This is a genomic window from Aestuariivirga sp., from assembly GCF_020252395.1.
Classification (GTDB): Bacteria; Pseudomonadota; Alphaproteobacteria; order Rhizobiales; family Aestuariivirgaceae; genus Aestuariivirga.
The window spans coordinates 166,600-190,918 of the sequence record NZ_JADCDB010000002.1 but is presented as its reverse complement, the minus strand read 5'-3'; the positions used below and the strand labels follow the sequence as shown (position 1 = coordinate 190,918).

Here is a 24,319-nt window from a genome sequence, read left to right as displayed (position 1 = left end):
GGATGCATTGGGGCCGCCCGCGCGCTAAACAGCCTCGCGCAAGTCCTGTGAGAGCCCGATGGCAGACAACATCCACGACGTCCGGATCGACCCCCGCAATCTCGATATCCTTGTTTCCGTCAACGGTACGCTCACGCCGCGGGCTGAAGCCATGGTCTCCGTCTTCGACTCGGGCTTCATCCTGGGTGACGGCGTGTGGGAGGGCCTGCGCATGGTGAAGGGCGGCGTGCCCTTCCTGCTCGCGCACATCGAGCGGCTCTACGAAGGCGCCAAAGCCATCTTCATGGACATCGGGCTCACACCGGACGAGTTGGTGAAGCGCCTCTTCGACTGCCTCGACGCCAACCGGATGGAAGATGGCGTCCACATCCGCCTCATGGTCACCCGCGGAGTCAAGTCCACGCCCTACCAGGACCCGCGCGTGACGATCGGCAAGCCCACCGTCGTCATCATCCCCGAATACAAGACGCCCAATCCGGAAAAAATGGAAAAGGGCCTGTCGCTCCACACCGTCAACGTCCGCCGCGGCTATCCGGACGTGCAGGACCAGAAGCTCAACTCGCATTCGAAGCTCAACTGCATCGCCGCCTGCATCCAGGCCGCCAATGCCGGGGCGGACGAAGCGCTGATGCTCGATCCGCACGGCTTCGTCGCCACCTGCAACTCGACGCATTTCTTCATCGTGCGAAGGGGCGAGCTGTGGACATCGACCGGGCAATACTGCATTCCCGGAATCACGCGCGGCAACATGATCGGGCTGGCGAAGGAGCTGGGTATCCCCGTCTTCGAGAAGCCCTTCTCGCTCTATGACGTCTATGGCGCAGACGAGGCCTTCGTCACCGGCACTTTCGCGGGCCTCGTCCCGGTGCGCGTCATCGACGGCCGCCCGGTGCGCAATCCTCTGTCCACGGAGGACTGGCCGGGCGCCGGCCCCATCTCCCAGCGCCTCTCCGCCGCCTACAAGGAGCTCTGCGTGAAGGACGCGCGGAGGAGCCTCCGGACATGAGCGTCAACATCGCCATGTGGTCGGGCCCGCGCAACATCTCGACCGCCATGATGTATTCTTTCGGCAACCGGCCGGACTGCGTGGCCTGGGACGAGCCCTTCTACGCCTTCTCGCTCGTCCACCACGGCAACAGCCACCCGATGCGCGACGAGATCATCGCGGCGGACGGCTCCGGCTGGGACAGCCTCGTGGCCCGGTGCCTTGCCCCCGCGGCAAAGCCCGTCTTCTACCAGAAGCACATGACGCACCACATGCTGAAGGGCTGGGACAGGGCGTGGATCAAGGGTCTCTCCAATGCCTTCCTCATCCGCGCACCGGAGCGCGTGCTGTCGAGCTACACCAAGAAGTGGCCGGACGTCGCGCTGCGCGACATTGGCTTCGCCGAGCAGGCGGAGATCTTCGACATGGTGGCCGATCACCTGGGCCACGCCCCGCCCGTGGTCGACGCCGAGGATATTCTCAAGGACCCGCGCGCTACGCTCACGCGGCTGTGCAACGCCTGCGGCATTGCCTTCGACGGGGCAATGCTGTCATGGCCCCAGGGACCCAAGCCCTTCGACGGAGTCTGGGCGCCGCACTGGTACAATGCCGCCTGGGCCTCGACAGGCTTCGGCGCCACACCGCCGGAACCGCCGCCACTGGCGGCGCATCTCCGGAAGATCGCGGACGAGGCGCGGCCGCTTTATGAGCGGTTGAGACGATACAAACTTTGAGTTTCAGTCCGTCATCCCGGCAAAAGACGTGACCCCGTTTCCTCGCCGCGCATGCTGAACCAAAGCCGGGCCCGGCATTCGCCGGGGTGACGATTTGGGAAGTGCAAAGAATAATCGCCGGGGCGAACCCGGCGATCATGTCTCTCAGCACTGAACCCTTGGCGCATGTTCCGATCAGGTGGAATCACCCTATCGATAAGAACCTGCGCCAGATCATGCTCCAGCCTTCACCGCATCGAAGCGGCTGCCTGCAGCGGCGCGGCGCCGCCGAAACCCGTGGCTTCCTTTTCCGCCAGCATTTCGGCGCGTCGCAGTTCCTGCTCTTCATGCGCCAGCAGCAGCTGCGCCTCGTTGCTCTGGTCCTTCAATTCGCCGATGGAGCGCATCAAGTTGTCGCGCCGGGCGCGGGCAGACTTGGCGGTCAGCGAATAGTTGAAATGGGCGGGGTCGGAGACGCCGGTGCGGCTTTCCTCGAACTTCACCTGGGCATCGAGGTCGTCGAACTTCCTGGTGAAATCCTGGATCATGAACTCGATGTCGGCAACCTGGCGCCGCTTTTCCTCGGTGCGGAATCTGTGCAACCGGAGGAGCGTCTCGCGTGAACGCATAGTGGACCCCTTACTCTACTCACAACACTTTGGACGGCGCCTAAGGCGCCCCCTTCCCACGATTCGCCGAATCAATTACGCAAGAGATTCCGGCAGCCGCGCAACTCGCATGATTAGCCGGGTAGGCTTAAGGAGCAGTTACCGGCCAGTCGCGCCGGTCCACAGGGGTTCTTGCGCAGTCGTGCCAAGGTTGGCGTCGAGTAGTAGCGGGCGGGGAGGAATCGGTCATAACATGCCGATTAACGAGTCAACAGGAATCTGCTGCAGCATTAGGGTTTGTTAACCTTTCCCGTCCTATCTTAAGCGTCATCGTTAACGGTTGGTTCCGCGCCATGGCCTGCGCTGCTCCAGCCGGATTGCCCTGCGAAGGGCTGGGGACCATAGGGGATTCGAGATGAGGGTATTGCTGATCGAGGATGACACCGCGACGGCCCAGAGCATCGAACTGATGCTCAAGTCTGAAGGCTTCAACGTTTACACGACCGATCTGGGCGAAGAAGGCGTCGACCTCGGCAAGCTCTACGACTACGACATCATCCTGCTGGACCTCAACCTGCCGGACATGTCGGGTTATGAAGTGCTGAGGACGCTGCGCGTGGCGAAGGTCAACACGCCGATCCTCATCCTCTCCGGTCTCGCCGGCATCGAGGACAAGGTGCGGGGCCTGGGCTTCGGCGCCGACGACTATATGACAAAGCCGTTCCACAAGGACGAGCTGGTGGCGCGAATTCACGCCGTGGTGCGCCGCTCCAAGGGCCATGCCCAGTCGGTGATCGTGACGGGCGATCTGTGCGTCAACCTCGACACCAAGACCGTCGAAGTGGGCGGCGCCCGCCTCCACCTCACCGGCAAGGAATACCAGATGCTGGAGCTGCTTTCGCTCCGGAAGGGCACCACGCTGACGAAGGAAATGTTCCTCAACCACCTCTATGGCGGCATGGACGAGCCCGAACTCAAGATTATCGACGTGTTCATCTGCAAGCTCAGGAAGAAGCTCGCCAACGCGGCGGGCGGCAAGAACTTCATCGAAACCGTCTGGGGCCGCGGCTACGTGCTGCGCGAGAACGCTCCCTCGATGGGCGAAGACATCCGCGAAAGCGCATAAGGATTACGGTCCTGATGCAAAAGGCTGCCCGCCGGGCGGCCTTTTTTCTTTCTTCTCTTCTGGCGCAACGGGGAGATGAGGGGAGGCAATAACGGCCGGCGCACGCGAGGGGCCGTTGCGGGCCAAAGGGTCCTGCGGTGGTAGGCGGTTCCCGTCCGATGGTCAGTGGCTGACCGAGCTCGAGAACAGGTTGATCACCAGCACGCCCGCAAGGATCAGCGCCAGCCCAAACACGGCGGCTGCGTCCAGCGCCTGGCGGAACCACAGCCACGACACCAGCGTGATCAGCACGATGCCCATGCCGGACCAGACGGCATAGACGATACCCACGGGAATGGTGCGGATCGGGAAGGACAGCAGCCAGAAGGCCGCGCCATAACCGGCGATCACCACGATGCTGGGCGCCAGCCGCGTGAAGCTGCCGGACCTCGCCAGCGCGGTGGTGGCAATCACCTCGCAGACGATCGCCAGCGCCAGCAGCAGATAGGATTTGAACATCGGCGTAGGGGGCGGCCTCAGGCCGCCTTCACCACGACGTCCGCGCCGTCCATGTCCATACTGAGCGTGAAGCCAGCCGAGCGCGCCAGCTGCTGGGCGTAGTAAGGCTGCACCAAGCGGGCGTCGAGCGCCGTCATCTCCACCGTGCCGGCCAGCACGCCGGCCACCGGCTCCGGCACCTTGGCGCGGTCGCCCGCGGCGCGCGCGGTGAGGGTGTCACCCTCGACGGTGACAGTGACGAGCCCGCCGCGCGGGATTCCCGCCATCGCCATCAGCATCATGTTCAGCACCAGCTTCACCTGCTGCTTCGGCCGGTTCTCGCGCGGGGCGTTCCATTCGAGCTTCACTTTCTCGTCACCGACGAAGGCCCTGGCGATCTCGCCCGCCTCGCCCATGTCGACCACCGCCCCGGCAGAGCCCGCCGCGCCAAAGGCGATGCGGCAGAACTTGAGCTTGGCGGACGCCGTCTTGGCGGAACTCCGCACCATGTCAAGTGCGGTTCCCTTGGTCTCCGCGTCCATCTCCGGGTCGTCGATCAGTTCGAGACCGTTGGCGATGGCGCCAACGGGCGAGATCACGTCATGGCAGACGCGGCTGCACAGCAGTGCCGCCAGATCGAGGTCGGAGAGTTTCGCGTCCACGGGTGCAAGGTCGGACATGGGTGTTTCCTGGGCAGTGATTCGTGAGTCTGTTGTACCACCTGACCTTAAATTTTTCCGCATTGACGGCCCGCCATTTCGCGATCATGAAGCGCCCGGACGACGCGCCGGAGCACCCCTGCCGAATGACCGCCCTCCCCTCCCGCCTCATGCAGCAGCTGATCGATTTGTCGATCCGCGCCGGGTCAGGGATCATGGCTGTTTACGCCACCGGTTTCTCCGCCAGGGAAAAGGGCGACCTGACGCCGGTGACCGAGGCTGACGAGGCGGCGGAAAAGATTATCCTCACCGGCCTGCCGCGGATCGACGGCTCCATCCCGGTGATCTCCGAGGAAGCGGCGTCCGCCGGCAGGATTCCGGAGGTTGCGGCGAGGTTCTTCCTCGTCGATCCGCTGGACGGCACCAAGGAATTCATCTCCAGGAACGGCGAGTTCACCGTCAACATCGCGCTGGTGGAGAATGGCGTGCCGGTGGCGGGCGTTGTCTATGCCCCGGCCCTGAAGCGCATCTTCTGGGGCGAGGCGGGTGTGGGGGCGGAGCACGGCAAGGTCGAGAACGGGGCGGCGGGCCACTGGCATCCGCTCGCCGTGCGGGCACTTCCGGCCGATGGCGCAACGGTCGTGGCGAGCCGCTCCCACCGTGACCAGGCCACCGAGGACTGGCTGAAAACGGTCAAGGTAAAGTCGCTGCGCCAGGCCGGCTCCTCGCTCAAGTTCTGCCTGGTGGCCGCCGCCGAGGCCGACCTCTATCCGCGCTTCGGCCGCACCATGGAGTGGGACACGGCGGCGGGCCACGCCGTGCTGCTGGCGGCGGGCGGCAAGGTGGTCACCGTGGATGGCCCGGCGCTCACCTATGGCAAGCGCGCGCGCGGCTATGACAATCCGGGCTTCATCGCCAGCGCGTAAGAAGCTCATCCGCAATTTGAGGAAGCGTTAACCAACGCGCAAGCCGCTGCTGTTAATCTTCCCGGCCAGAGGGGTTCTGCCACGGCTCCGCCACGGGCGGGTGGCAGATGACCCCGGTCATTTGCGTCGAGGAATCCCATGCTGAAGAAGTCCCTGATCATTTCGCTGGCGCTCAGCCTCATGGCCGCTGCCCCGCTTGCCGCCTCGGCCCAGACCACGGGCTCGGTCTCCAAGGCACAACAGACCTCAAGCGAAACCTTCACCCCCGATGAAATCGTCACCGCCGGCCACCAGTTCTTCGGCAAGGCCTCGCGCGGTCTCGCCCGCGCGGTGGAATCGGTGTTCGACAAGCAGGGCCAGCCCACCGCCTATATCGTGGGCGAGGAAATGGCCGGCTCATTTGTGGGCGGCCTGCGTTATGGCGAGGGCACCATCTACTACAAGACGGGCGAGAAGCAGCGCATTTACTGGCAGGGGCCGTCGGTCGGCTTCGATTTCGGCGGCAACGGTTCGCGCAGCCTGGTGCTGGTCTACAACTCGTACAGCCCTTCGGACCTTTACACCCGCTTCGGCGGCGTCGAGGGTTCGGCCTATTTCATCGGCGGCTTCGGGGTCAACTTCCAGCAGCAGGGCGACATCGTGCTGGCGCCCATCCGCACCGGCGTGGGCGCGAGGCTCGGCGCCAATGTCGGCTATTTGAAGTACTCCGGGCGGCCCACCTGGAACCCCTTCTGACGCAGCGGCGCTTGCCGCCGGGCCATGCTGCCGTCACGATTTCAGAGTGAGAGCGCGCGGGTTCGCCGCAGGCTGGCATTCGCCCCGGCGATTGGCTACTTTAGTGTGACTGCCGGAGGTGGCGATGTCTCGGACAGAGACGATATTGCTGATCGTGCTGGGCTTCTCGGTGGCGACGCTGATTGCCTTGTTCATGGCGCGCGGGCTGTGGGCGGCGGCCGTCAGGGCCGGCGCCAGGCGCATGCAGCGCCAGGTCCCCTCCTCCCTCGTCGGGCTGCAGACCGAGCGTAACCGGCTGCGCGCCGAATATGCCATGCTCTCGCAGCGGCTGGGCGCCCGCCTCGAAACCGCCAAGCTGCAGTTGGCCGAGCAGATGGCCGAGGTCAGCCGCCATCGCAATCGCCTTCACCATCTCGAATCGCTGGAACAGAACCGCGGCATAGAGACCCGCCGCCTCGCCGCCCGCATGCATGAGCTGGAACGCGCCCTGACCGAGGCCCGCGCCCAGGAAGAGGCGCTGCGCCGCGACCTCGCCGCAAAGGACGAGGAGCTGGCCCGTGCCGTCCGCGCCCGAACGCCACATCACGCCGCGCCGCGTGTAGCCGATGCCGAAACCCGTCTGCGCCAGCGCATCGGCCGGCTCACGGAAGTCGCTAAAGCGCAGCCGCCTGGGGATTTCGTTTTCGACGCCCCCCAGCCCATCGCGGCGGACGACCTGGAACTGGCCCACAGGATGGCCGAAGCCGAACGCCAGACGGAGGACCTGACGCGCGATCTCGAAAGGCTCGATGCCGAGTGGCGGCAGCGCCTGGCGGAAGCGAACATCGCGGAATCCGAGGCGGACGCCAACGTCATCACCCTCTCGAACCGCATCCGCGAGCTCAAGAAAAACCTCGGCCAGGCATCGTGATCTTCACGTCCTCTCCCGCTCCTTCAGCGGGAGGGTGACATGCCGAAGTTTGACCCGGGTCGAAGTGTCAGCGTGCTCTGACGTATGGCCTCTCGGAGATCTGATACGGGGAGACCGGCCATGCGCATCCTTCTGCTCCACCCAAATTACCACTCCGGCGGCGCTGAAATCGCGGGCAACTGGCCCCCGCCTGGGTCGCCTGTCTGGCGGGCGCGCTGAAGCAGGCGGCCCGCATGGGCCGGATCGCCCCCAACGCGGTCATCCGCCTCGCGGAGGCCTTGGACGCGATCGAGAACAAGACGGTAAATGAAGCGGCTCTTACCGGGCATCCGTGTGAATGCCCCCGCACCCTCGCCCATCTTGCCGCTGCCGATCTTTGCCTTAGGGGATTATCCCCTTGACGCAAGTACGATGATGTGGGATATAGAAGGGCATGAGCAAGAGCCCTTCATCCAAGCCTGACTTCTCCGTCCGCGACTTCTTCAAGCGCTTCCCGGATGACGATGCTTGCCTTGAGCATCTGATGGAACAGCGCTACGGGCTCAAGGGCTTCTGCCCATCTTGCGGCGTCGAGACGACTTTCCATCGGATTGCAGGCCGCAAGGCGTTCGCTGGTGCCGATTGCGGCCACCACGTTTATCCGCAAGCCGGAACGATCTTTCAAGACAGCCGCACACCGCTCCAGACTTGGTACTATGCCATTTACCTGTTCATTGCCACGCGCCACGGCGTGAGCGGCAAAGAACTCCAGCGCACCCTTGGCGTGACCTACAAAACCGCTTGGCGCATCGGCCAGCAAATCCGCGACCTGATGGCGAAGGCGGATGGCTTCCAGATGCTCAAGGGTCATGTGGAAGCGGATGAGGCTTACGTGGGCGGCGCTCGCAAGGGCAAACGTGGCCGTGGCGCTGCTGGCAAAACCATTGTCATGGGTATGAAGGAACGTGGTGGCCGGATGCAGACTGAGGTGATCCCCGACGTTCGCAAGCCCACGCTTCGCGCCGCTGTCACCGCCAATGTTGAACCCGGCTCTATCGTCTCAACCGATGAACTGATGAGCTATGGCTTACTCACCGATGAAGGCTTCACGCATGGAACCGTGAAGCATGGGCAGAAAGAGTATGCGTTCCACGATGAGCGTACCGGCATCACCCATCACGTCAATTCCGTAGAGAGCTTCTGGAAACTGTTTAAGGCGTCGGTGCGGTCAACACATATCCATGTGTCATCCAAGCATATGCAGCGCTACCTCAACGAGTTTTCTTTCCGGTCGAACCACCGGGAGCGCGGGAACCTGATGTTTGATCTGGTAATTGCGGCGCTGTGACCGCGCGCTTTACCACCACGTTGAACGCTTCGGCATGGATTGGTCCAATTCCAGATGCTTCCGCTTCAGACGCGAAATCGCCCAATCTTCCCAGTTCTCTTGCCCTTTTTAGGGTCAAATCCGTCATCAATAACCCTCTCTTTACGGCTACGGGATACATGTTAAAGTCTTCGAAAGAGTTGCCCAATGGATAACCCGATCAAACCAGAGGAAGTTCGTATTGTCATACGCCATCCCTCCGCCATTAGGGATAGCGATGGGGAGCCTGTTTCCGCCAGCGTCTTCAAAGACATGTTTAACACGGTTCTGGCGGCTCTGAAAGCGGCTGACAAAGACCTTCGAGGGAAGAAGAAGGCAACAGAGTTTCTTGTCTCTCATCTTCGTGTGGGATCGGGAGAGTTTGGGCTAATTGAATGCCAGCAGCATTTTACAGGTCCTACGCCTGTCGAGATATTCAAGCGGGCGACCCAGTCGGTTTATCGCAGCGAGTTCGCAGCAGCCGATGAACACCCAAATCTGAAGAAGAAGATTGCTGAGATCGGGAAGAAGATCGATGGCAAATATGCCATCACTGTCCAATTCTGGGACGGTGAGGAGGTTCCATTCGATACCTTCTTCTCAGGACAAACCCGACGCCTCATGGAAACTAAAGGCGAAGTCAAGAGCAATCCAGAATACTTCGCTGGCAGCGCATATGGCGCTTTTGACGGACGGCTCGGTAATATCGATTACCGAGGAGCGGCATGGATCGGGCACCTCGTTCTGCATGGTAGCAACATCGAGATTGAATGCGTGTTCGACAAATCTAAAGGCGAAGACGCGATCAACAAACACGGCAATAAGAGAGTTTCGGTTACGGGGCGGGCGATCTATACTGGGGATAGCCAACTACCCGAGAGAATCGAAGTCGTAGACATTGAGACGGTGACCGCTGCCGCGGAGTTCCGAGATATTCGGGGTTCACTCACGGGCAAGAGTTATGGTGGATTTGACCTTGGCGACTAAGCTTTCCACAAGCCTAAATCATTTCTTTGATACCAACGTCCTCTTGCGGCACGCCAACGATGATTCAGGCCACGAAGCTCAAGACATAGACAAGATACTCCGCGAGTCTGTCGGCCCTGGCAAGAAGCGCAATATATGGATTAGCTCAGTGCTTCTGGCGGAGTTGCGCCCATCAAATTTTGTGCCTGGGAAGTTTGAATCGGTCGATGATCTTGGGGCTTACATTCGTTCTGTTGCCACCGTTGTTACGCCAGACTTTGCAACAATGATGAGAGTGGCCAGACTGCGGGATTTGAAATGGTGTCGGCCAAATTCTCAGGCTGGCGAAAAGGCTCGGCAAATGACATTGGGAGACGCCATTCATATTGCGTCGGCCATATGGGTAAAGGAAGTAGTCGGCGTAAAGGATTTGGAGTTCCTTACGTTTGATGACGGGAAATCCGACAGTGATGAGTTGGACCCAGAAAGCAAGTCGCTGTCTCTATTGAGACTTGAAGATTACACAGACGGAATGGCTGGAAACGCCGACGTAAGGGCAGCGGTCATGCTGCGCCGGATCAAGCCAATTCTTTCGCTTCAACAGTCTTTCGTGTAACTTGCGTCAAGGGGATAATCCCCTTGCCTTATGATCGTGCGGCTTACGGGAGGAACGACCTTTGGACAAACCCACCTTCGACAAATCCAAACTGCCCAGCCGCCACGTCTCCGTCGGACCGTCGCGTGCGCCGCACCGGTCCTATTATTACGCCATGGGCATGACGCCGGAGCAGATCGCCCAGCCCTTCATCGGCGTCGCCTCCTGCTGGAACGAGGCCGCCCCCTGCAACATCGCGCTGATGCGCCAGGCGCAAGCCGTGAAGAAGGGCGTTTCCGCCGCCCACGGTACCCCGCGCGAGTTCTGCACCATCACCGTGACGGACGGCATCGCCATGGGCCACCAGGGCATGAAGGCGTCGCTCGTTTCGCGCGAGGCGATCGCGGATTCGGTCGAGCTCACCATGCGCGGCCATTGCTATGATGCGCTCGTCGGCCTCGCCGGCTGCGACAAGTCGCTGCCCGGCATGATGATGGCCATGCTTCGCCTCAACGTGCCCTCGGTCTTCATCTATGGCGGCTCCATCCTGCCCGGCACCTTCAAGGGCCGCCCCGTCACCGTGCAGGACGTGTTCGAGGCGGTGGGCAAGCATTCCGTCGGCGCCATGTCGGACGAGGACCTTCTGGAACTCGAGCAGAAGGCCTGCCCCTCCGCCGGCTCATGCGGCGCGCAGTTCACGGCGAACACCATGGCCACCGTGGCGGAGGCGATCGGCCTCGCATTGCCCTATTCCTGCGGCGCACCCGCGCCCTACGAGATCCGCGACACCTTCTGCTTCACCGCGGGTGAAAAGGTGATGGAGCTGATCGCCAAGAACATCCGCCCGCGCGACATCGTTACCCGCAAGGCGCTGGAGAATGCCGCAACCGTCGTCGCAGCCTCCGGCGGCTCCACCAATGCCGCGCTCCATCTTCCCGCCATGGCGCATGAGGCTGGCATCACGTTCGACCTTTTCGACGTCGCCGAGATATTCAAGCGCACACCCTATATCGCCGACTTGAAGCCCGGCGGCCGCTACGTGGCGAAGGACCTCTTCGAGGTGGGCGGCATCCCGCTCCTCATGAAGACGCTGCTCGACCACGGCTTCCTCCATGGCGACTGCCTGACGGTCACAGGCCGCACCATGGCCGAGAACATGGCGAGCGTGAAGTGGAACCCGGACCAGGACGTAATCCGCCCTGCCAACAATCCCTTCACCGCCACGGGCGGCGTCGTGGGCCTCAAAGGCAACCTCGCCCCCGAAGGCGCCATCGTGAAGGTGGCGGGCATGAAGAACCTCAAGTTCTCCGGCCCCGCCCGCTGCTTCGACAACGAGGAAGCCTGTTTCGAGGCCGTCTCCAAGAAGCAGTACAAGGAAGGCGAGGTGCTGGTCATCCGCTACGAGGGCCCGCGCGGCGGCCCCGGCATGCGCGAAATGCTGTCCACCACCGCAGCGCTCTATGGCCAGGGCATGGGCGACAAGGTGGCGCTCATCACAGATGGACGTTTCTCCGGCGCCACGCGCGGCTTCTGCATCGGCCATGTCGGCCCCGAGGCGCAGCTCGGCGGCCCGATCGGGTTGCTCAAGGACGGTGACATCATCACCATCGATGCCGTCGAAGGCACCCTCTCCTGCAACGTCAGCGAGGCGGAATTCGCCGCACGCCGCAAATCATGGGCCCCGCATCCCCATGGCTATAATTCCGGCGCCATCTGGAAATACGCCCAACAGGTCGGCCCCGCCGTCAATGGCGCCGTCACCCACCCCGGCGGCGGCGCGGAGACCATGTGCTACGCGGATGTCTAAGCTACGGGTCCTTGTCCCACTGCGGCACGCCATGGGCAAGAAGGCGCCCGCCTCCGGCGCCAAATCAATAGTTTGAGCATGATCTTATCGCAAAAGCGGTTCCACTTTTGCGGATCATGCTCTAAAATTTTTCACAATGTCAATCAGCGGCGAGCACGGGCCCGCCATGAGGCATATACTATGATTAGATCAAATATTTAGGAGCAGAACTCCGACGGACTTTTCCCCTGCCCTTGCAGGCGCCCTACTCCGCAACCCGGCGGGCGAATGCCGCCAGCACCTTGCCCTCGCCATCGAGCAGCTGCAGCGTGTCGCCATCCAGCTTCATGGCCTTCACCTTGCCGAGCATGGCGAAGAACGCCTGTTCCGCCTCCATTCTCCCGGCACAGGCCATCCGCGTCGCGGAGATGGGGGAGAAGCTCAGCCTGCCACCCTTCAGTTCATACCCGGCGCCGAACCGGTTGCAGCCGCCGAGCCCCGCCACCCGGCCGGCCTCGAAGCGCAGGAAAGGCGCGCGCTGACCGGTCTGGCCGGCCAGCACCCAGTCGGCCCCGGCCAGTTTTTCCTGGTGCGCCAGGGCAGGCTCCGCGAGCAAGGCGAGTATCAGTCCGGAAACGGCAAGAAGCTGGCGCAAGATATCCTCCACGCAGTGTCCGGCAAAGCTAGCCCAGATGTGCTCCCAGCGCCACGGGTCCGCGTGCTGCCTCCGCACTGGCGGTCAGCCGCGCAGACCCCGCAAATGAAAGAGCGGCCCCAGAGGACCGCTCCCTGCCGTTTGCGCAGATACTGGCGATCAGCCCTTGGCGTGGCCCTTGAGGCGGAAGGCCAGCGCGATCATGATCACGCCCGCGGCGATGGCGTAGGCGCCGATCACCCAGATCAGGGCGAGCGCGCTGGTCAGCGGCTCGGCGAACAGGAAGATGCCGAACAGCACCGAGAGCACACCGTGCAGGATCAGCCACCATTCATTGTCGATCTCTTTGCGCAGGCGGACCGCGCCGATGATTTCCATGACGCCGCTGACAATCGCCCAGGCGCCGATGAACCACAGCAGGTAGAGGCCGACCAGCACGGGGTTGGCAAAAGAGATGATGCCGGCGAGAATGCCGAGCACGCCGACGACGGCCAGCCACCAGCGCGGCGTCGGCGTGCCGCCGCCAATGGCGGCGACAATCGAGAATACGCCATCCACGAACGCATAAGCGCCATAGAGCATGACGAGGCTCAAGATCGTGATGCCCGGCCAGGCAAAAGCCAGGATGCCGAAAACGATGGCGGCAAGACCGCGCAACGCGAGCATCCACCAGTTCTTGGCGAGGGCATGGGCGAGGATGGCGCCCGGCCCCAGGCTTTGGGTGTTTGTATTTGTCATGTCGTCGTCCCTTCTCCGATTAAACCCGTGGAGAGATTAGTTCATTTCCGCGGCTTCCAGAAAACAAAAATGCCCGCCGGCGCGCCGAAACGGCGGGGGCGGGCAAGTTTCTGCAAAGAAGCTGCCAAGCGGCGGCCCGGCAGTGGAGGAATGATAGGCTGATTTGGCCAAGCGAGGCCAGTGCCCCCGGAGTCGCCCGGCCGGCCGGAAAAACCGCCATCCCCCGTTTTCAATGGTTTTCGCAGAGACCATCAGGGCAGCCATGCGTTTTGCGAAAGCCTCGCATTCAATTTGCAGCCGGCTCGGTCGGCCCGCCCGGGCCAGCGGCAAAAGTGATGGTTGCGCGCACTTCCGGCGCACAACTTTCGCGGATGATTTCGATGTTTCAGCCCGCCGCGTCCTCGTGGATCTCGAACGCATGCTCGATGCTGGCCGTCTTGCCGAACATGATGGAGGCTGAGCAGTATTTCTCGGCCGACAGATTGATCGCGCGCTCGACATTGGCGGGCCTCAGGCCGCGGCCCGTCAGCTTGTAAACGATCTTCACATGGGTGAAGACCTTGGGGTCCTCCGCCGCACGCTCGGCCTCAAGGCCGACGTCCAGCCCCGTCACTATCTCGCGCATGCGCTCAAGAATCATGACGACGTCGAAGGCGGTGCATCCGCCCAGCCCCAAAAGCAGCATCTCCATGGGACGCACACCGATGTTGCGGCCCCCGGCGTCGGGCGCCCCGTCCATCACCACCGCATGGCCCGAACCTGATTCCCCGACGAAGGCCCGGCCGTCGAGCCATTGAACACGCGCTTTCATGGTGCTGTCTCCGCTCTTTCTGACAGGACTTCTAGCGGGAAACCGCCACGAGGCCAATCACGGCGCGAAGAGCCGTGCGGCAAAAAGGAAGCCCTCCGTATCGGCAGTCACGTGCTCCGCCGCGATCGCCGCATCGCCTTCGACCAGCGCATGGCCATCCACATCCGCAGCACCTTTGAGCGCGAAGAGCAGGATCGGCCCCGGATGCGCGATCTCCGCCCCGCTCGACAACACATCCGCAGCGGCCGACCATCGCTCCCGCCGGGTGAACAGGTTGAGGGCGCGGCAGGCGCCCTGGCGGAGACGGCAGAAAGCCGGAACATCGCTGGCGAAGAGGCAAGGCACAAACAGGCGTGGAACGGCGAGCGACAGCGGAGCGCCCGCTTCCGGCGTGAGATCGAGGTCGACGCCTTCTCCTTCGAACAGCGTGAAGATGCGGTCGGCTCCGGGGTAGCGCGAAAAGGGCACATCCCGTTCGATGAGCGCCGTGGCGAAGCGCCAGCCGAAGCCCTCCGAAGACGCAGGCCCGGAGGCAATGTCCCAGGACACGCCCATGCCATTGCGCCAGCGGCCCTCGATGAACTCCGATTTGCGAATGATCCGCATGCTTCCCCTGCCCTCGACAGCCATCCGGTCCTGTCGCAGTATGCCACCACCGACGCTGCCCCAGAAGCAGCGCGTTTGCCAGGAGGCCATCATGGCGCATGACGCCCAGAGCTCGAACGCGGGTCCGCAGAAGCTCGTGATCCGCAACATTGGCCTGCTGCTGTCAGGCGCTCTCGAAAACCCCATCCTCGATGCCGACACGGTGGTGGCGGAGAATGGCCGCATCACGGGCGTCGGCCGCGCCAGGGACGTGGACCAGGAGCATGCCACCCTCATCATCGACGCCAATGGCTCAGCACTTACGCCGGGGCTGATCGACAGCCACGTCCACCCCGTGGCGGGCGACTGGACGCCGCGCCAGAACCAGATCGGCTGGATCGATAGCAATCTCAATGGAGGCGTCACCACCATGATCTCGGCGGGCGAGGTGCACACGCCGGGCCGCCCGCGCGATGTCATCGGCCTCAAGGCGCTCGCCATTTCCGCCCAGCGGCAATTCGCCAATTTCCGCCCCTCGGGCGTGAAGGTCCACGCGGGCGCCCCCTGCATCGAGCCCGAGATGGTTGAGCAGGACTTCAAGGATTTGGCCGATGCGGGTGTGACATTGCTGGGCGAAGTGGGCCTTGGCGGCGTGAAGGACGGTCCAACCGCGAAACGCATGGTGGCGTGGGCGCGCAAATACGGCATCCAGAGCACCATCCACACCGGCGGCCCGTCCATCCCCGGCTCGGGCCTCATCGACGCCGGCGTGGTGCTCGATGCCGACACCGACGTGGTGGGCCACATCAATGGCGGGCACACGGCTCTGCCCGACAGCCAAATCCGCTGCATCTGCGAGGGCTGCAAGCGCGGCCTCGAGATCGTGCACAATGGCAATGAGCGCGCCGCGCTCTACACGCTGCGCCTTGCCAGGGAGATGAAGGAGTTGCACCGCGTGATCCTCGGCACCGATGCGCCGGCGGGTTCGGGCGTGCAGCCGCTCGGCATCGCGCGCATGGTGTCGATGCTCTCCTCGCTGGGCGAGCTTCCCGCCGAGCAGGCGATCTGCCTCGCCACCGGCAACACGGCGCGCATGCGGAAGCTCGATTGCGGGCTGATCGAGCTGGGCCGCGCGGCTGATTTCGTCTTCATGGATACCGCGCAGCATTCGGCGGGCGAAAACCTGCTGCATTCCATCCAGCTCGGCGACCTGCCCGGCATCGGCATGGTGGTAATCGACGGACAGGTGAAGTGCCAAAGAAGCCGCAACACGCCGCCCGCCACCCGCATCCCCACCATCATCAAGGGTTGACACCATGAGCACGCACGCCGCCTGCCTTGCACCGGATTCGCCCCGCTTCCTCGACTTCTTCCCGGCGGGCGCGGCACTCACCAAGCTCGCCACCGGCTTCATCTGGGCGGAAGGCCCAGTGTGGTTCTCGGAGCTGAACGAGCTGCGCTTCTCCGACATTCCCAACAACCGCATGATGCGCTGGTCGCCCGTTTCCGGCCTCTCGGTGTTCCGCCAGCCCTCGCAGCGCACCAACGGCCACACGCGGGACCGCGAGGGCAACATGATCTCCTGCGAGCATGGCGGCCGCTGCGTGAGCCGCACTTACATGGATGGCCGCTACGAGGTGCTAGTGACGCACTGGAACGGCAAGCGCTTCAACTCACCCAACGACGTCGTCGTGAAATCGGACGGCGCCATCTGGTTCACCGATCCGCCCTACGGCATCATCTCCGACCATGAGGGCATCCAGGCCGAGAGCGCCATCGGCAAGAACCAGGTCTACCGCTTCGACCCCGCCTCGGGCGAATTGAGCGTGGTGGCCGATGATTTCGACCGGCCCAATGGCCTGGCCTTCTCGGCTGACGAGTCCGAACTCTACATCGCCGACTCGGGGTTTGCCCGCGGCCATGGCTTCGGCTTCGAGGAAGGCCGCCCGCGCCATGTGAGGGGCTTCACGGTGGTGGATGGCAAGCGGCTTCAGGACAGCCGCGTCATCGCCGTCATCAACGAGAAGGTTCCCGATGGCTTGCGCGTCGACACCGGGGGCCTGCTGTGGATCTCGGCCGGTGACGGCATCCATTGCTACACGAAAGAGGGTGAGCGCCTCGGCCGTATCCTGGTGCCGGAGACGGTGGCGAACCTCACCTTCGGCGGCTTCGGCAAGTCACGCATGTTCATCACCGCCACGTCATCGCTCTATGCAATAGAAACCGCGCGGGTGGGCGCGCAGGCCCCATAAAAAGAAAGGGTCCCGCTTTTCGCAGGACCCAGGCGAAGGGAGGAGGCGGGGGGACTCCAGGAAAGGGGGGGAACGAAGCGACAGCTGACTTTCTCAGGAGACCTACCCCGCCAACGGTGGCGATCACCACCATGGTTATCGACAATAAGCCAGCTTCCGCCCCGCTTCTTTGACATGCGTCAAATTTGGGGGCAGGAACGGCAATTCCATCCGCGACCATGGACCCCGATGAAAACCTCGCTCGACCATCTTGAAAAACTGATCGCCTTCCCGAGCGTGAGCCGGGACTCGAACCTCGACCTCATCGCCTATGTGCGGGATTTCCTCGGCAGCTTCGGCATTGAATCGCTGCTGGTCCACGATGAGGATGGGCGCAAGGCCAATCTCTGGGCCACCATCGGTCCGAAGCACGTGCCGGGCATTGTGCTCTCCGGCCACACCGACGTGGTGCCGGTCGAGGGTCAGGCTTGGTCATCCGATCCCTTCAAGCTGGAAAAGCGCAACGGCAATTATTTCGGCCGCGGCACGGCGGACATGAAAGGCTTCATCGCCTGCTGCCTGCGCGCCGCCGAGCTCGGCGCGGCGCGCCGGCTGCACACGCCGATCAACCTCGCCTTATCCTATGACGAGGAGATCGGCTGCGTGGGCGTCAGGCGCCTGCTCGAGATCTTGAAGGATGCGCCGGTGAAACCGCGACTCTGCATCGTCGGCGAGCCGACGCTGATGCAGGCCGTCACCGCGCACAAGGGCAAGCTCGGCTTCCGCGTCACCGCGCATGGTCTCGAGGCGCATTCGAGCCTCGCCCCCACCGGCGCCAACGCCATCTACATGGCGAGCGACCTGATCGGCGCAATTCGCGCCATCCAGAAGGACATCGCGGACACCGGTCTGCGCGACGGCGATTACGAGGTGGCCTACACCACGCTGCATGTCGGCAAGATGCAGGGCGGCGAGGTGATGAACATCGTGCCCAACCGCTGCACCTTCGACTTCGAGATCCGCTACCTGCCGGAGGACGACAGGCGCGCCATCGTCACCCGCATCAAGGCCGCGGCCGAGAAGATCGCCGAGGGTTACGCGAACGTCTTCGAAAAGTCCCGCTTCGAGTTCGCGGACCTGCAGAGCTATCCCGCGATGAACACGCCCGTCGACAGCGAGGCGGTGAAGTTCGTGCATTCCCTCACCGGCGGCAACTCGACGGGCAAGATCACCTTCGGCACCGAGGGCGGGTTGTTCCAGCAGGCGCTCGGCACGCCAGCGGTGATCTGCGGCCCCGGCAACATCGCGGCCGCCCACAAGCCCGACGAGCACGTGAGCGAAGCGCAGTTGGGCCAGTGCGACCGGATGCTGGAACGGCTGGTGGAGAAGCTCAGCGCCTGAGCGCGCGCGGGCGCCATGAGTCCGCTGTGTGCTCGCGTGGCCGTCAGGCTTTCATCCACGCCGGCCGTTTGCCCACATAGGAATGATACTCCGGCGCCAGCTCCTTGCGGTTGGCGCTGTCGAAGCTCCCCAGCACCAGCGCCACCACCGGCTTATCGTCGATGGCGCCCAGCGTCGACCCGCACTTCGGGCAGAAGCTGCGGCTCGAATAATCCGACGAACGCCAGACGGAAGGCTTCGTGCTCCAGGTCACCTTCTCCGCCGGGAACTCCACCCATTGCAGCGTCAGCGCGCCGGAGTGGCGCTGGCACATGGTGCAGGAGCAGGTGTGCGGCTTCAGCGGCGGCCCCTCTGCCGCGAACCGGATGTGGCCGCACAGGCAGCCGCCTGTATAGGTCCTCGCCATGATGTTCTCCCGTCGCAGGGGGGAAGATGAGAAAACAATTCGCGGTTGTGAAGGGCCTCACGGGAATTTCATCACTTCATGCGCGTCGCCCTCTCAGTCCGTCACCCCAGCGGAAGCTGGGTGACGTTACAGGGGAGCGGCCTACGGATCTCCCGGCACGCCGTAGCTCGGCGCCTGGGTGGGGTCCACGGCGCGCTGGAGATAGGCGCCCATCTGCGGCTTGTAGTCTTCCCACAGGCGGCGCAGCACCCTGATCGGGTTCTCGCCGTCCCAGTCGACGCGCAGAGAGACCAGCGGGAAGTCCTGCTCGTGATAGACGATCAGGGCCGCGGAATGCACCGGCCCCTCCTCGCCGCCGGAATCGAGACCGGCTTCGAGCGACCGCAACAGGCGTTCGGCGAGGTGCTGGCCGGCATTGGCGGCAAAGGCATCCGTCATGGTCCGCGGCAGGCTCGCGCGCTTCAGCAGATTTCCGGCCGCCACGCAGTCGCGCTGCTCGGAGACACCATGCGTGCCGAGGATGTTCCTGCCGGACCAGGCGGCGGAGCGGCCCTGGTTGTCGACCGCGGTGAGCTGGCGATAGTCGATGAAGGGCCGGTCCTTCTTCACCGCGGCGATGGCATCGGCCGCGCTCAGTCCCTTCTCCATGAGGTCGAGCAGCAGGGGGCCCAGGTTCGGGTCCGTCACGTTCTGCGTCGCCACCGCGCCCACCCTGGCGCGGGCATGCGGGCAGCGCGCGCCCACCGCGATCGAGGACGTGGCGATGGCCACACCGAAGGCGCCCGACCTGGCGCAGCGGCCGGCGATGGAAAAGGTCATGCGTGAAACTCCGTCATAACTCTTGCGCCTGCTCCTCGAGCAGGCGGCGCTGCAGCTGGATGAAGGCCTCGCCCGGCTGCTGCTGGATGGCGGCTTCGAGATTGGGGTCGACGACGTCAGTGCGGTGGCCCGAGAGCGCCTCCATCAGCGCCTGGCCGCAGAACGGCACATAGGCCTCGGAATAGCCACCCTCATGCATCGCCACCACGCGGCCATTGCACAGGTCTGCCGCCGCATCGAGCGTCGCCTGCATCAGGTAACGATAGGTCTGGCTGTGGGCCATCATGCGGGCCAGCGGGTCGACGATGCTCGCGTCATAGCCGCAGGCCACGATGATAAGTTCCGGCCGATAACGCGCGAGCGCCGGCAGCACGATCAACTCCATCGCATCGACATAGCTCTGGTGGCCGCCGCCCGCCAGGAGCGGCACATTGATGTTATAACCCTCGCCCCTGCCCCGTCCGCGATCCCGCGCTGAACCAGTGTCTAGCGGAAAGCAGCGGTCCTGGTGGAGCGAGATCGTCAGCACGTCGGGGCGCTCGTAGAAGATCGCCTCGGTGCCATTGCCGTGGTGCACGTCCCAGTCGATAACCGCGACGCGGGAGAGTTTGTGCCGCGCGATGGCCCGCTCGATGGCGAGCGCGCCATTGGCGAGGAGGCAAAAGCCCAGCCCCTTGTCCGGCAGACAATGATGACCGGGCGGCCGTGACAGCGCATAGGCATTGCGCAACTCGCCCTTCAGCACCGCCTCGACAGCCTCCGCCGCAAGCCCCGCCGAAACGCGCGCGATGTCATAGCCGCCCGGACCGAAGGTTGACTCGAAGCCCATGTCGCCGCCGTCCTTCGCGCTCAATTCCGCGAAGCGGTCGAGATAGGTTGCCGGGTGGACGCGAGCCAAGTCCTCGCGCGCGAGCATTGGCGCGGAACGCACGTCCAGCACGCTGGTGAGGCCCGAAACGTCCATGAGGCTCTTCAGGCGCCGCTTGCTGTCAGGGCTCTCGCAGAACCCCGCGGCATTGGGCGGCTGCACCCAGCCGCCGACGGGAAAGAACAGCGCGAAGGGCTTGCCGAAATGCCAGAGGCATTTCTCGTCGAAGAAGAACCCGGTGCGCCGTTCCTTCATCGCATTAATCCGGGATAACTGCCGTCACCTCGATCTCGACGATCCACTCAGGGCGCGCAAGGGCGGTGATGACGAGGCCGGTTGAGCAGGGAAAGACGCCCTTCAGCCACTTGCCCATCTCGCGATAAACGTCCTGGCGGTAGCGGATGTCGGTCAGGTAGACCACGATGCGGCAGATGTGGTCCATGTGGCCGCCGGCTTCCTCCATCAGCATCTTGATGTTGGCCATGGTCTTGGCCGTCTGCGCCGTGGCGTCGCCGACATGGAGGGACTCGCGCGTGTCAAGGTCCTGGGCCACCTGGCCGCGGAGGAAGACCATGGCGCCGCGGGCGACGACACCCTGGCAGAGGTCGTTGTCGAGCTTCTGTTCCGGATAGGTGTCCTTGGTGTTGAAGGGACGGATGCGCCTGTGGGCCGTCATTTTGGTTCCTCGTGATTCCGGTCTGGAGATTACTCCGCGGCCTGCCAGGTGACACCCCAGATGTTATCGGAAAGCCCGCCAGCCTTCTGCGCGAATTTCAGCGCGTGGTTCCAGTCGAAGGTGCGGTAGACGGCAGCCGACTGGGCGAAGGGCGCGGACTGCGCGAAGAGCTGGAAGGTGAGGCGGTGGCCGGCATAGTCCGAGTTCAGCGCATCGCGGGCGAGCGCCAGCAGCTTGCGGCGGTCCTCGGCCTGCCACTCGCCGTTCACCGTGTAGTACTTGTCCATCCAGTGCTTGGTTTCGGGGTGATCGAAAACGGCGGAGTCCGGCGTCACGCAGATCTGGCCGCCGCAGAGTTCGCGCGCGATGTGCATCATCCGAGGCAGGTTGTTGAGCGCATGGCAGCGGCCGGTGAAGAGCAGCGATTGGTTGGGCATCAGGAGGCCGTTGGGGCTCCGCTCGCCCGTGGCGATCGCGGCGGTCAGGTGGGCGTTGATGCCCTCGCGCCAGATGGCGAGCTCAGCGAGCTTCTCCTGCACCGCCTGCTGCTTGTCGAGGCCGGTCTGCCTGGCGTTCCACAGGGCGGCGCCGATGATCAGGTCGGCATAGCTCAGTGTCCGCTGCACGAAAGGGAAGGCGGAATAGCGGTGCAGCGTCTGGCGGATGAAGGCAGCCGCACGGGTGTGCTGGTAGAACAGGATGTCCTCCCAGGGGATCAGCACATTGTCGAGGATCATCAGCGTGTCGACCTCGTCGAACTTGTTCGAGAGGGGATAGTCACGCTCCGGCGCACGGCCGGTGAAGCCGGTGCGGCAGATGTGCTTGACGCCCGGTGCGTCCATCCTGACGATGCAACCCAGCGCGTATTCGGAGAGCTTCGAGTCGCCCCAATTGGCGATGGTGGGCTTCAGGAAGGCCTGGTTCGAATAGGCCGCGGCGGTTTCATACTTGGCGCCGCGGATGACGATGCCGGCATCCGTCTCCTTCACCACATGCACCAGCATGTCCGGGTCCTGGTCCTGCGGGCGCTTGGAGCGGTCGCCCTTGGGATCGGTGTTGGCGGAAACGTGGAAGGGGTCGTTCTTGATACACAAGTGAATGTGGCGCTCGATGTTCTCGGCGAAGCGCGGGTCGATCTCGTTCAGAATGTCCTTGCCGTCCCAGAGCGACCACATCTCGCCGATGGTCTCGTCGCCCACGCGGGTGACGACGCCGCCGATGTCGTTCATCACCGTGTCGACCGCACGGCGCTTGTCGTCCCAGTCCTTCTTCTCGAAGGGAAGGCGCAGCCCGATGGGGAAGCGCTCGCCATTCTCCTCATAGGTCATGATCGCTTGAGTCTTCGCCTCGTGCTGCATGTCGTAGATGCGGGCGCGGATATCGACCAAGGGCTTGAACTGCGGGTGGCGGGTCACGTCCTTGATGCGCTCGCCGTTCATCCACACCTCGCGGCCATCGCGCAGCGAGTCCCGATATTGTTCGCCAGTCCTGATCATGCCTCAGAGTCCTTCGTGAATGTCGATGCGCGGAGATTGGCACCGGAGGCGCATTTCGGAAACAAAAATATCGTCACGCCGCCGGGCAGGATTTTGCGGCGGCGCGGCGCCATCGCGCTTGCGGCCTTGAGGCAAATGCGCAAGACACGGCTGGTCTCGGCCTTCGAGGCGCATTGCGTGGATCATTTCGGGGCGCTTAAAACGTGACTCAACCCTCAGCAACCATCATCGGCGCCGGCATCGTTGGCGTTTCGGCCGCGGCCTTCCTGCAGCGCGAGGGCTACCAGGTGACCATCGTCGACCGCGTGCCGCCGGGCGAAGGGGCGAGCTTCGGCAATGCCGGGGGCCTGGCCTTTGCCGAAATCGTGCCCACCGTGCACCCTCGCATGCTGATGAAGATTCCCGGCTGGCTGATGGACCCGCTGGGACCGCTCACCATCCGCTGGTCCTATCTGCCCAAGGCGCTGCCGTGGTTCATCTCGCTCGCCCGCAATTCGCTGCCGGACCGGGTGAAGGCCATCACCGCGGCGCGCGCCGACCTGGCCATGCGGGTGGTCTCCGACTTCGAGACTCTGCTCAAGGCGGCCGGCGCGGCGGACATGATCCGGCTGCAGGACACGCTCAGGCTCTATGACAGCGAGAAGCAGTATCTGTCCGAAGCCAATGAGCGCGAGGTCAAGACGGCCTATGGCTATGAGATGAAGCGCATCTCGGGCGACGAGGCGCGCGAGCTGGAGCCAGCGCTGGGCAAGACCGTCTACTGCGGCGTGTTCCATGGCGGCTGGTACTTCCTCACCAATCCGGGCCGCGCGGTGAAGTCCATCGCGGCGGAAGTGGTGCGCAACGGCGGGACCGTTGTGCAGGACGAGGTGGTGACGCTGGATCGCGGGGGGAACCGCGTGAGCGCGCTGCGCCTCAAGGATCATGGCCTCCACAAGGTGGACAGGCTGGTGATCTGCGCCGGGGCCTATTCGCATTTGCTGGCGAAGCAGCTGGGCGAGAAGGTGCTGCTGGAGGCGGAGCGCGGCTATCACATGGTGCTGCCGAATTCGGGCGTCAGCCTGTCGCGCTCGCTGACTTGTGCCGGAAAGCCCGGCGCTGCGACGCCGATGGAAATGGGGCTCAGGCTGGCGGGCTCGGACGAGTTCGCCGGGCTCGATGCCGCACCCAATTATGCCCGGGCCGATGCGCTGTGGACGAATTTCAAGACCGTGCTGCCGGGGCTCAGGGAACCCGATGCCGAGACGACGCGCTGGATGGGGCGCAGGCCTGGCACGCCGGACTCGCTGCCGGTGATCGGGCCGTCCAAGACCACGGCCAATGTCTGGTACGGCTTCGGGCATGGCCACATGGGGCTGACCTGGGGGCCCTCCACCGGGCGGCTGATCGCCGAGGCGGTGACGGGCGTGAAAAGCAACATCGACATGGCCCCGTTCCGGGTGGACCGGTTCTGAGAGCCCCATCTTCTTCCGCTTCAGCGCGAGAAGACCCCCGTTGCGCCCGCGACGGGGAGATGAGGGGGAGTAAACGAGAGGCGTCCGCTGACTTCCCCTCACCTGCCCCGGCTGCGCCGGGGCCCCTTCCACTCCCGCCATGCGTGAGAGGACGCGAAGGGGTGCTTTGGAGTTTTTTCCTTGACTTTCCCTTCTGCCTATGCTAGGCATGTATTCTTCTACGTTCCTGCTGCTGATTGACATTGTGAATCTTTTTTCTGCAAGGCCGCCTCCCCGGCCCTGCCCCTCCCGCTCCCCGGCGTGGCCACGCCGGGGAGCGCGGGGCGGAGCTTTGGGAAGCGCCGCCGC

Annotated in this window: 27 protein-coding genes; 15 read left to right on the top strand and 12 right to left on the bottom strand. The window is 63.8% G+C overall.

Annotated features, from left to right (window positions below):
• Positions 1–58 precede the first annotated feature (58 nt).
• Positions 59–1,006 (top strand): aminotransferase class IV, encoded by a 948-nt coding sequence (locus IOC82_RS02185; RefSeq protein ID WP_290544533.1) that lies wholly within the window; start codon positions 59–61, stop codon positions 1,004–1,006.
• Entirely contained in the window at positions 1,003–1,719 is a 717-nt protein-coding gene (locus tag IOC82_RS02180; RefSeq protein ID WP_290544532.1) for a hypothetical protein, read from the top strand. Before IOC82_RS02185 ends, IOC82_RS02180 begins: the two co-directional genes overlap by 4 nt.
• 227 nt (positions 1,720–1,946) lie before the next feature.
• Here IOC82_RS02180 and IOC82_RS02175 read toward each other — a convergent pair whose 3' ends face one another.
• Positions 1,947–2,327 (bottom strand): flagellar export protein FliJ, encoded by a 381-nt coding sequence (locus IOC82_RS02175; RefSeq protein WP_290544531.1) that lies wholly within the window; start codon positions 2,325–2,327, stop codon positions 1,947–1,949.
• Between the two features lie 394 nt (positions 2,328–2,721).
• Here IOC82_RS02175 and ctrA point away from each other — a divergent pair, with 394 nt between their 5' ends.
• Positions 2,722–3,432, top strand: a complete 711-nt coding sequence (gene ctrA / locus IOC82_RS02170; protein WP_290544530.1) for a response regulator transcription factor CtrA — start codon at positions 2,722–2,724, stop codon at positions 3,430–3,432.
• Positions 3,433–3,594: 162 nt separating this feature from the next.
• On the opposite strand, the gene IOC82_RS02165 is transcribed toward ctrA, so the two are convergent.
• A complete protein-coding gene (locus IOC82_RS02165; RefSeq protein ID WP_290544529.1) occupies positions 3,595–3,930 on the bottom strand; it encodes an SMR family transporter in 336 nt (111 codons plus the stop codon).
• A 17-nt stretch (positions 3,931–3,947) separates the two neighbouring features.
• A complete protein-coding gene (gene chpT, locus IOC82_RS02160; RefSeq protein ID WP_290544528.1) occupies positions 3,948–4,589 on the bottom strand; it encodes a histidine phosphotransferase ChpT in 642 nt (213 codons plus the stop codon).
• Between the two features lie 125 nt (positions 4,590–4,714).
• On the opposite strand from chpT, the gene cysQ reads away from it, so the two are divergent.
• The 7 genes from cysQ (at position 4,715) to ilvD (ending at position 11,852) form a co-directional block, all read left to right on the top strand.
• Entirely contained in the window at positions 4,715–5,494 is a 780-nt protein-coding gene (cysQ, locus tag IOC82_RS02155) for a 3'(2'),5'-bisphosphate nucleotidase CysQ (RefSeq protein ID WP_290544527.1), read from the top strand.
• 138 nt (positions 5,495–5,632) lie between these two features.
• Positions 5,633–6,229, top strand: coding sequence for a DUF1134 domain-containing protein (locus IOC82_RS02150; RefSeq protein WP_290544526.1), 597 nt, complete (start codon positions 5,633–5,635; stop codon positions 6,227–6,229).
• Positions 6,230–6,353: 124 nt separating this feature from the next.
• Complete coding sequence (locus IOC82_RS02145) at positions 6,354–7,139, top strand: hypothetical protein (RefSeq protein ID WP_290544525.1); 786 nt, start codon at positions 6,354–6,356, stop codon at positions 7,137–7,139.
• A 433-nt stretch (positions 7,140–7,572) separates the two neighbouring features.
• The gene (locus IOC82_RS02140) at positions 7,573–8,466 is read left to right on the top strand and encodes an IS1595 family transposase (protein WP_290544524.1); all 894 of its coding nucleotides are present in this window, start codon (positions 7,573–7,575) and stop codon (positions 8,464–8,466) included.
• 186 nt (positions 8,467–8,652) lie between these two features.
• A complete protein-coding gene (locus IOC82_RS02135) occupies positions 8,653–9,471 on the top strand; it encodes a hypothetical protein (protein WP_290544523.1) in 819 nt (272 codons plus the stop codon).
• Entirely contained in the window at positions 9,461–10,066 is a 606-nt protein-coding gene (locus tag IOC82_RS02130) for a hypothetical protein (protein WP_290544522.1), read from the top strand. The genes IOC82_RS02135 and IOC82_RS02130 overlap by 11 nt, the downstream gene beginning before the upstream one ends.
• A 61-nt stretch (positions 10,067–10,127) precedes the next feature.
• Positions 10,128–11,852 (top strand): dihydroxy-acid dehydratase, encoded by a 1,725-nt coding sequence (gene ilvD, locus IOC82_RS02125; RefSeq protein ID WP_290544521.1) that lies wholly within the window; start codon positions 10,128–10,130, stop codon positions 11,850–11,852.
• A 244-nt stretch (positions 11,853–12,096) separates the two neighbouring features.
• Here ilvD and IOC82_RS02120 read toward each other — a convergent pair whose 3' ends face one another.
• The 4 genes from IOC82_RS02120 to IOC82_RS02105 all read right to left on the bottom strand — a co-directional run bounded on the left by IOC82_RS02120 (position 12,097) and on the right by IOC82_RS02105 (position 14,641).
• The gene (locus IOC82_RS02120) at positions 12,097–12,486 is read right to left on the bottom strand and encodes an META domain-containing protein (RefSeq protein WP_290544520.1); all 390 of its coding nucleotides are present in this window, start codon (positions 12,484–12,486) and stop codon (positions 12,097–12,099) included.
• A 159-nt stretch (positions 12,487–12,645) separates the two neighbouring features.
• Complete coding sequence (locus tag IOC82_RS02115; protein ID WP_290544519.1) at positions 12,646–13,224, bottom strand: HdeD family acid-resistance protein; 579 nt, start codon at positions 13,222–13,224, stop codon at positions 12,646–12,648.
• Positions 13,225–13,609: 385 nt separating this feature from the next.
• Positions 13,610–14,035, bottom strand: coding sequence for an OsmC family protein (locus tag IOC82_RS02110; RefSeq protein ID WP_290544518.1), 426 nt, complete (start codon positions 14,033–14,035; stop codon positions 13,610–13,612).
• A gap of 57 nt (positions 14,036–14,092) precedes the next feature.
• Positions 14,093–14,641: a HutD family protein gene (locus IOC82_RS02105; RefSeq protein WP_290544517.1), complete on the bottom strand. Its 549-nt coding sequence runs from the start codon at positions 14,639–14,641 to the stop codon at positions 14,093–14,095.
• A gap of 91 nt (positions 14,642–14,732) precedes the next feature.
• Between IOC82_RS02105 and IOC82_RS02100 the strand changes: the two genes are divergently transcribed.
• The 3 genes from IOC82_RS02100 to argE all read left to right on the top strand — a co-directional run bounded on the left by IOC82_RS02100 (position 14,733) and on the right by argE (position 18,252).
• Complete coding sequence (locus IOC82_RS02100; RefSeq protein ID WP_290544516.1) at positions 14,733–15,932, top strand: amidohydrolase family protein; 1,200 nt, start codon at positions 14,733–14,735, stop codon at positions 15,930–15,932.
• 4 nt (positions 15,933–15,936) lie between these two features.
• Complete coding sequence (locus tag IOC82_RS02095) at positions 15,937–16,872, top strand: SMP-30/gluconolactonase/LRE family protein (protein WP_290544515.1); 936 nt, start codon at positions 15,937–15,939, stop codon at positions 16,870–16,872.
• A gap of 228 nt (positions 16,873–17,100) precedes the next feature.
• Positions 17,101–18,252 (top strand): acetylornithine deacetylase, encoded by a 1,152-nt coding sequence (gene argE, locus IOC82_RS02090; protein WP_290544514.1) that lies wholly within the window; start codon positions 17,101–17,103, stop codon positions 18,250–18,252.
• A gap of 43 nt (positions 18,253–18,295) precedes the next feature.
• Here argE and IOC82_RS02085 read toward each other — a convergent pair whose 3' ends face one another.
• The 5 genes from IOC82_RS02085 to IOC82_RS02065 form a co-directional block, all read right to left on the bottom strand.
• Positions 18,296–18,658, bottom strand: a complete 363-nt coding sequence (locus IOC82_RS02085) for a GFA family protein (RefSeq protein WP_290544513.1) — start codon at positions 18,656–18,658, stop codon at positions 18,296–18,298.
• A 141-nt stretch (positions 18,659–18,799) separates the two neighbouring features.
• Positions 18,800–19,477, bottom strand: a complete 678-nt coding sequence (locus tag IOC82_RS02080) for a DUF1028 domain-containing protein (protein WP_290544512.1) — start codon at positions 19,475–19,477, stop codon at positions 18,800–18,802.
• A 13-nt stretch (positions 19,478–19,490) separates the two neighbouring features.
• A complete protein-coding gene (locus IOC82_RS02075; RefSeq protein ID WP_290544511.1) occupies positions 19,491–20,600 on the bottom strand; it encodes a class II histone deacetylase in 1,110 nt (369 codons plus the stop codon).
• Positions 20,601–20,604: 4 nt separating this feature from the next.
• Positions 20,605–21,021, bottom strand: a complete 417-nt coding sequence (locus tag IOC82_RS02070; RefSeq protein ID WP_290544510.1) for a RidA family protein — start codon at positions 21,019–21,021, stop codon at positions 20,605–20,607.
• Positions 21,022–21,050: 29 nt separating this feature from the next.
• Complete coding sequence (locus IOC82_RS02065) at positions 21,051–22,517, bottom strand: 4-hydroxyphenylacetate 3-hydroxylase family protein (RefSeq protein ID WP_290544509.1); 1,467 nt, start codon at positions 22,515–22,517, stop codon at positions 21,051–21,053.
• Between the two features lie 15 nt (positions 22,518–22,532).
• On the opposite strand from IOC82_RS02065, the gene IOC82_RS02060 reads away from it, so the two are divergent.
• Positions 22,533–22,724 (top strand): hypothetical protein, encoded by a 192-nt coding sequence (locus tag IOC82_RS02060; protein WP_290544508.1) that lies wholly within the window; start codon positions 22,533–22,535, stop codon positions 22,722–22,724.
• Positions 22,721–23,971: an FAD-binding oxidoreductase gene (locus IOC82_RS02055; RefSeq protein ID WP_290544507.1), complete on the top strand. Its 1,251-nt coding sequence runs from the start codon at positions 22,721–22,723 to the stop codon at positions 23,969–23,971. The genes IOC82_RS02060 and IOC82_RS02055 overlap by 4 nt, the downstream gene beginning before the upstream one ends.
• Positions 23,972–24,319: the final 348 nt, after the last annotated feature.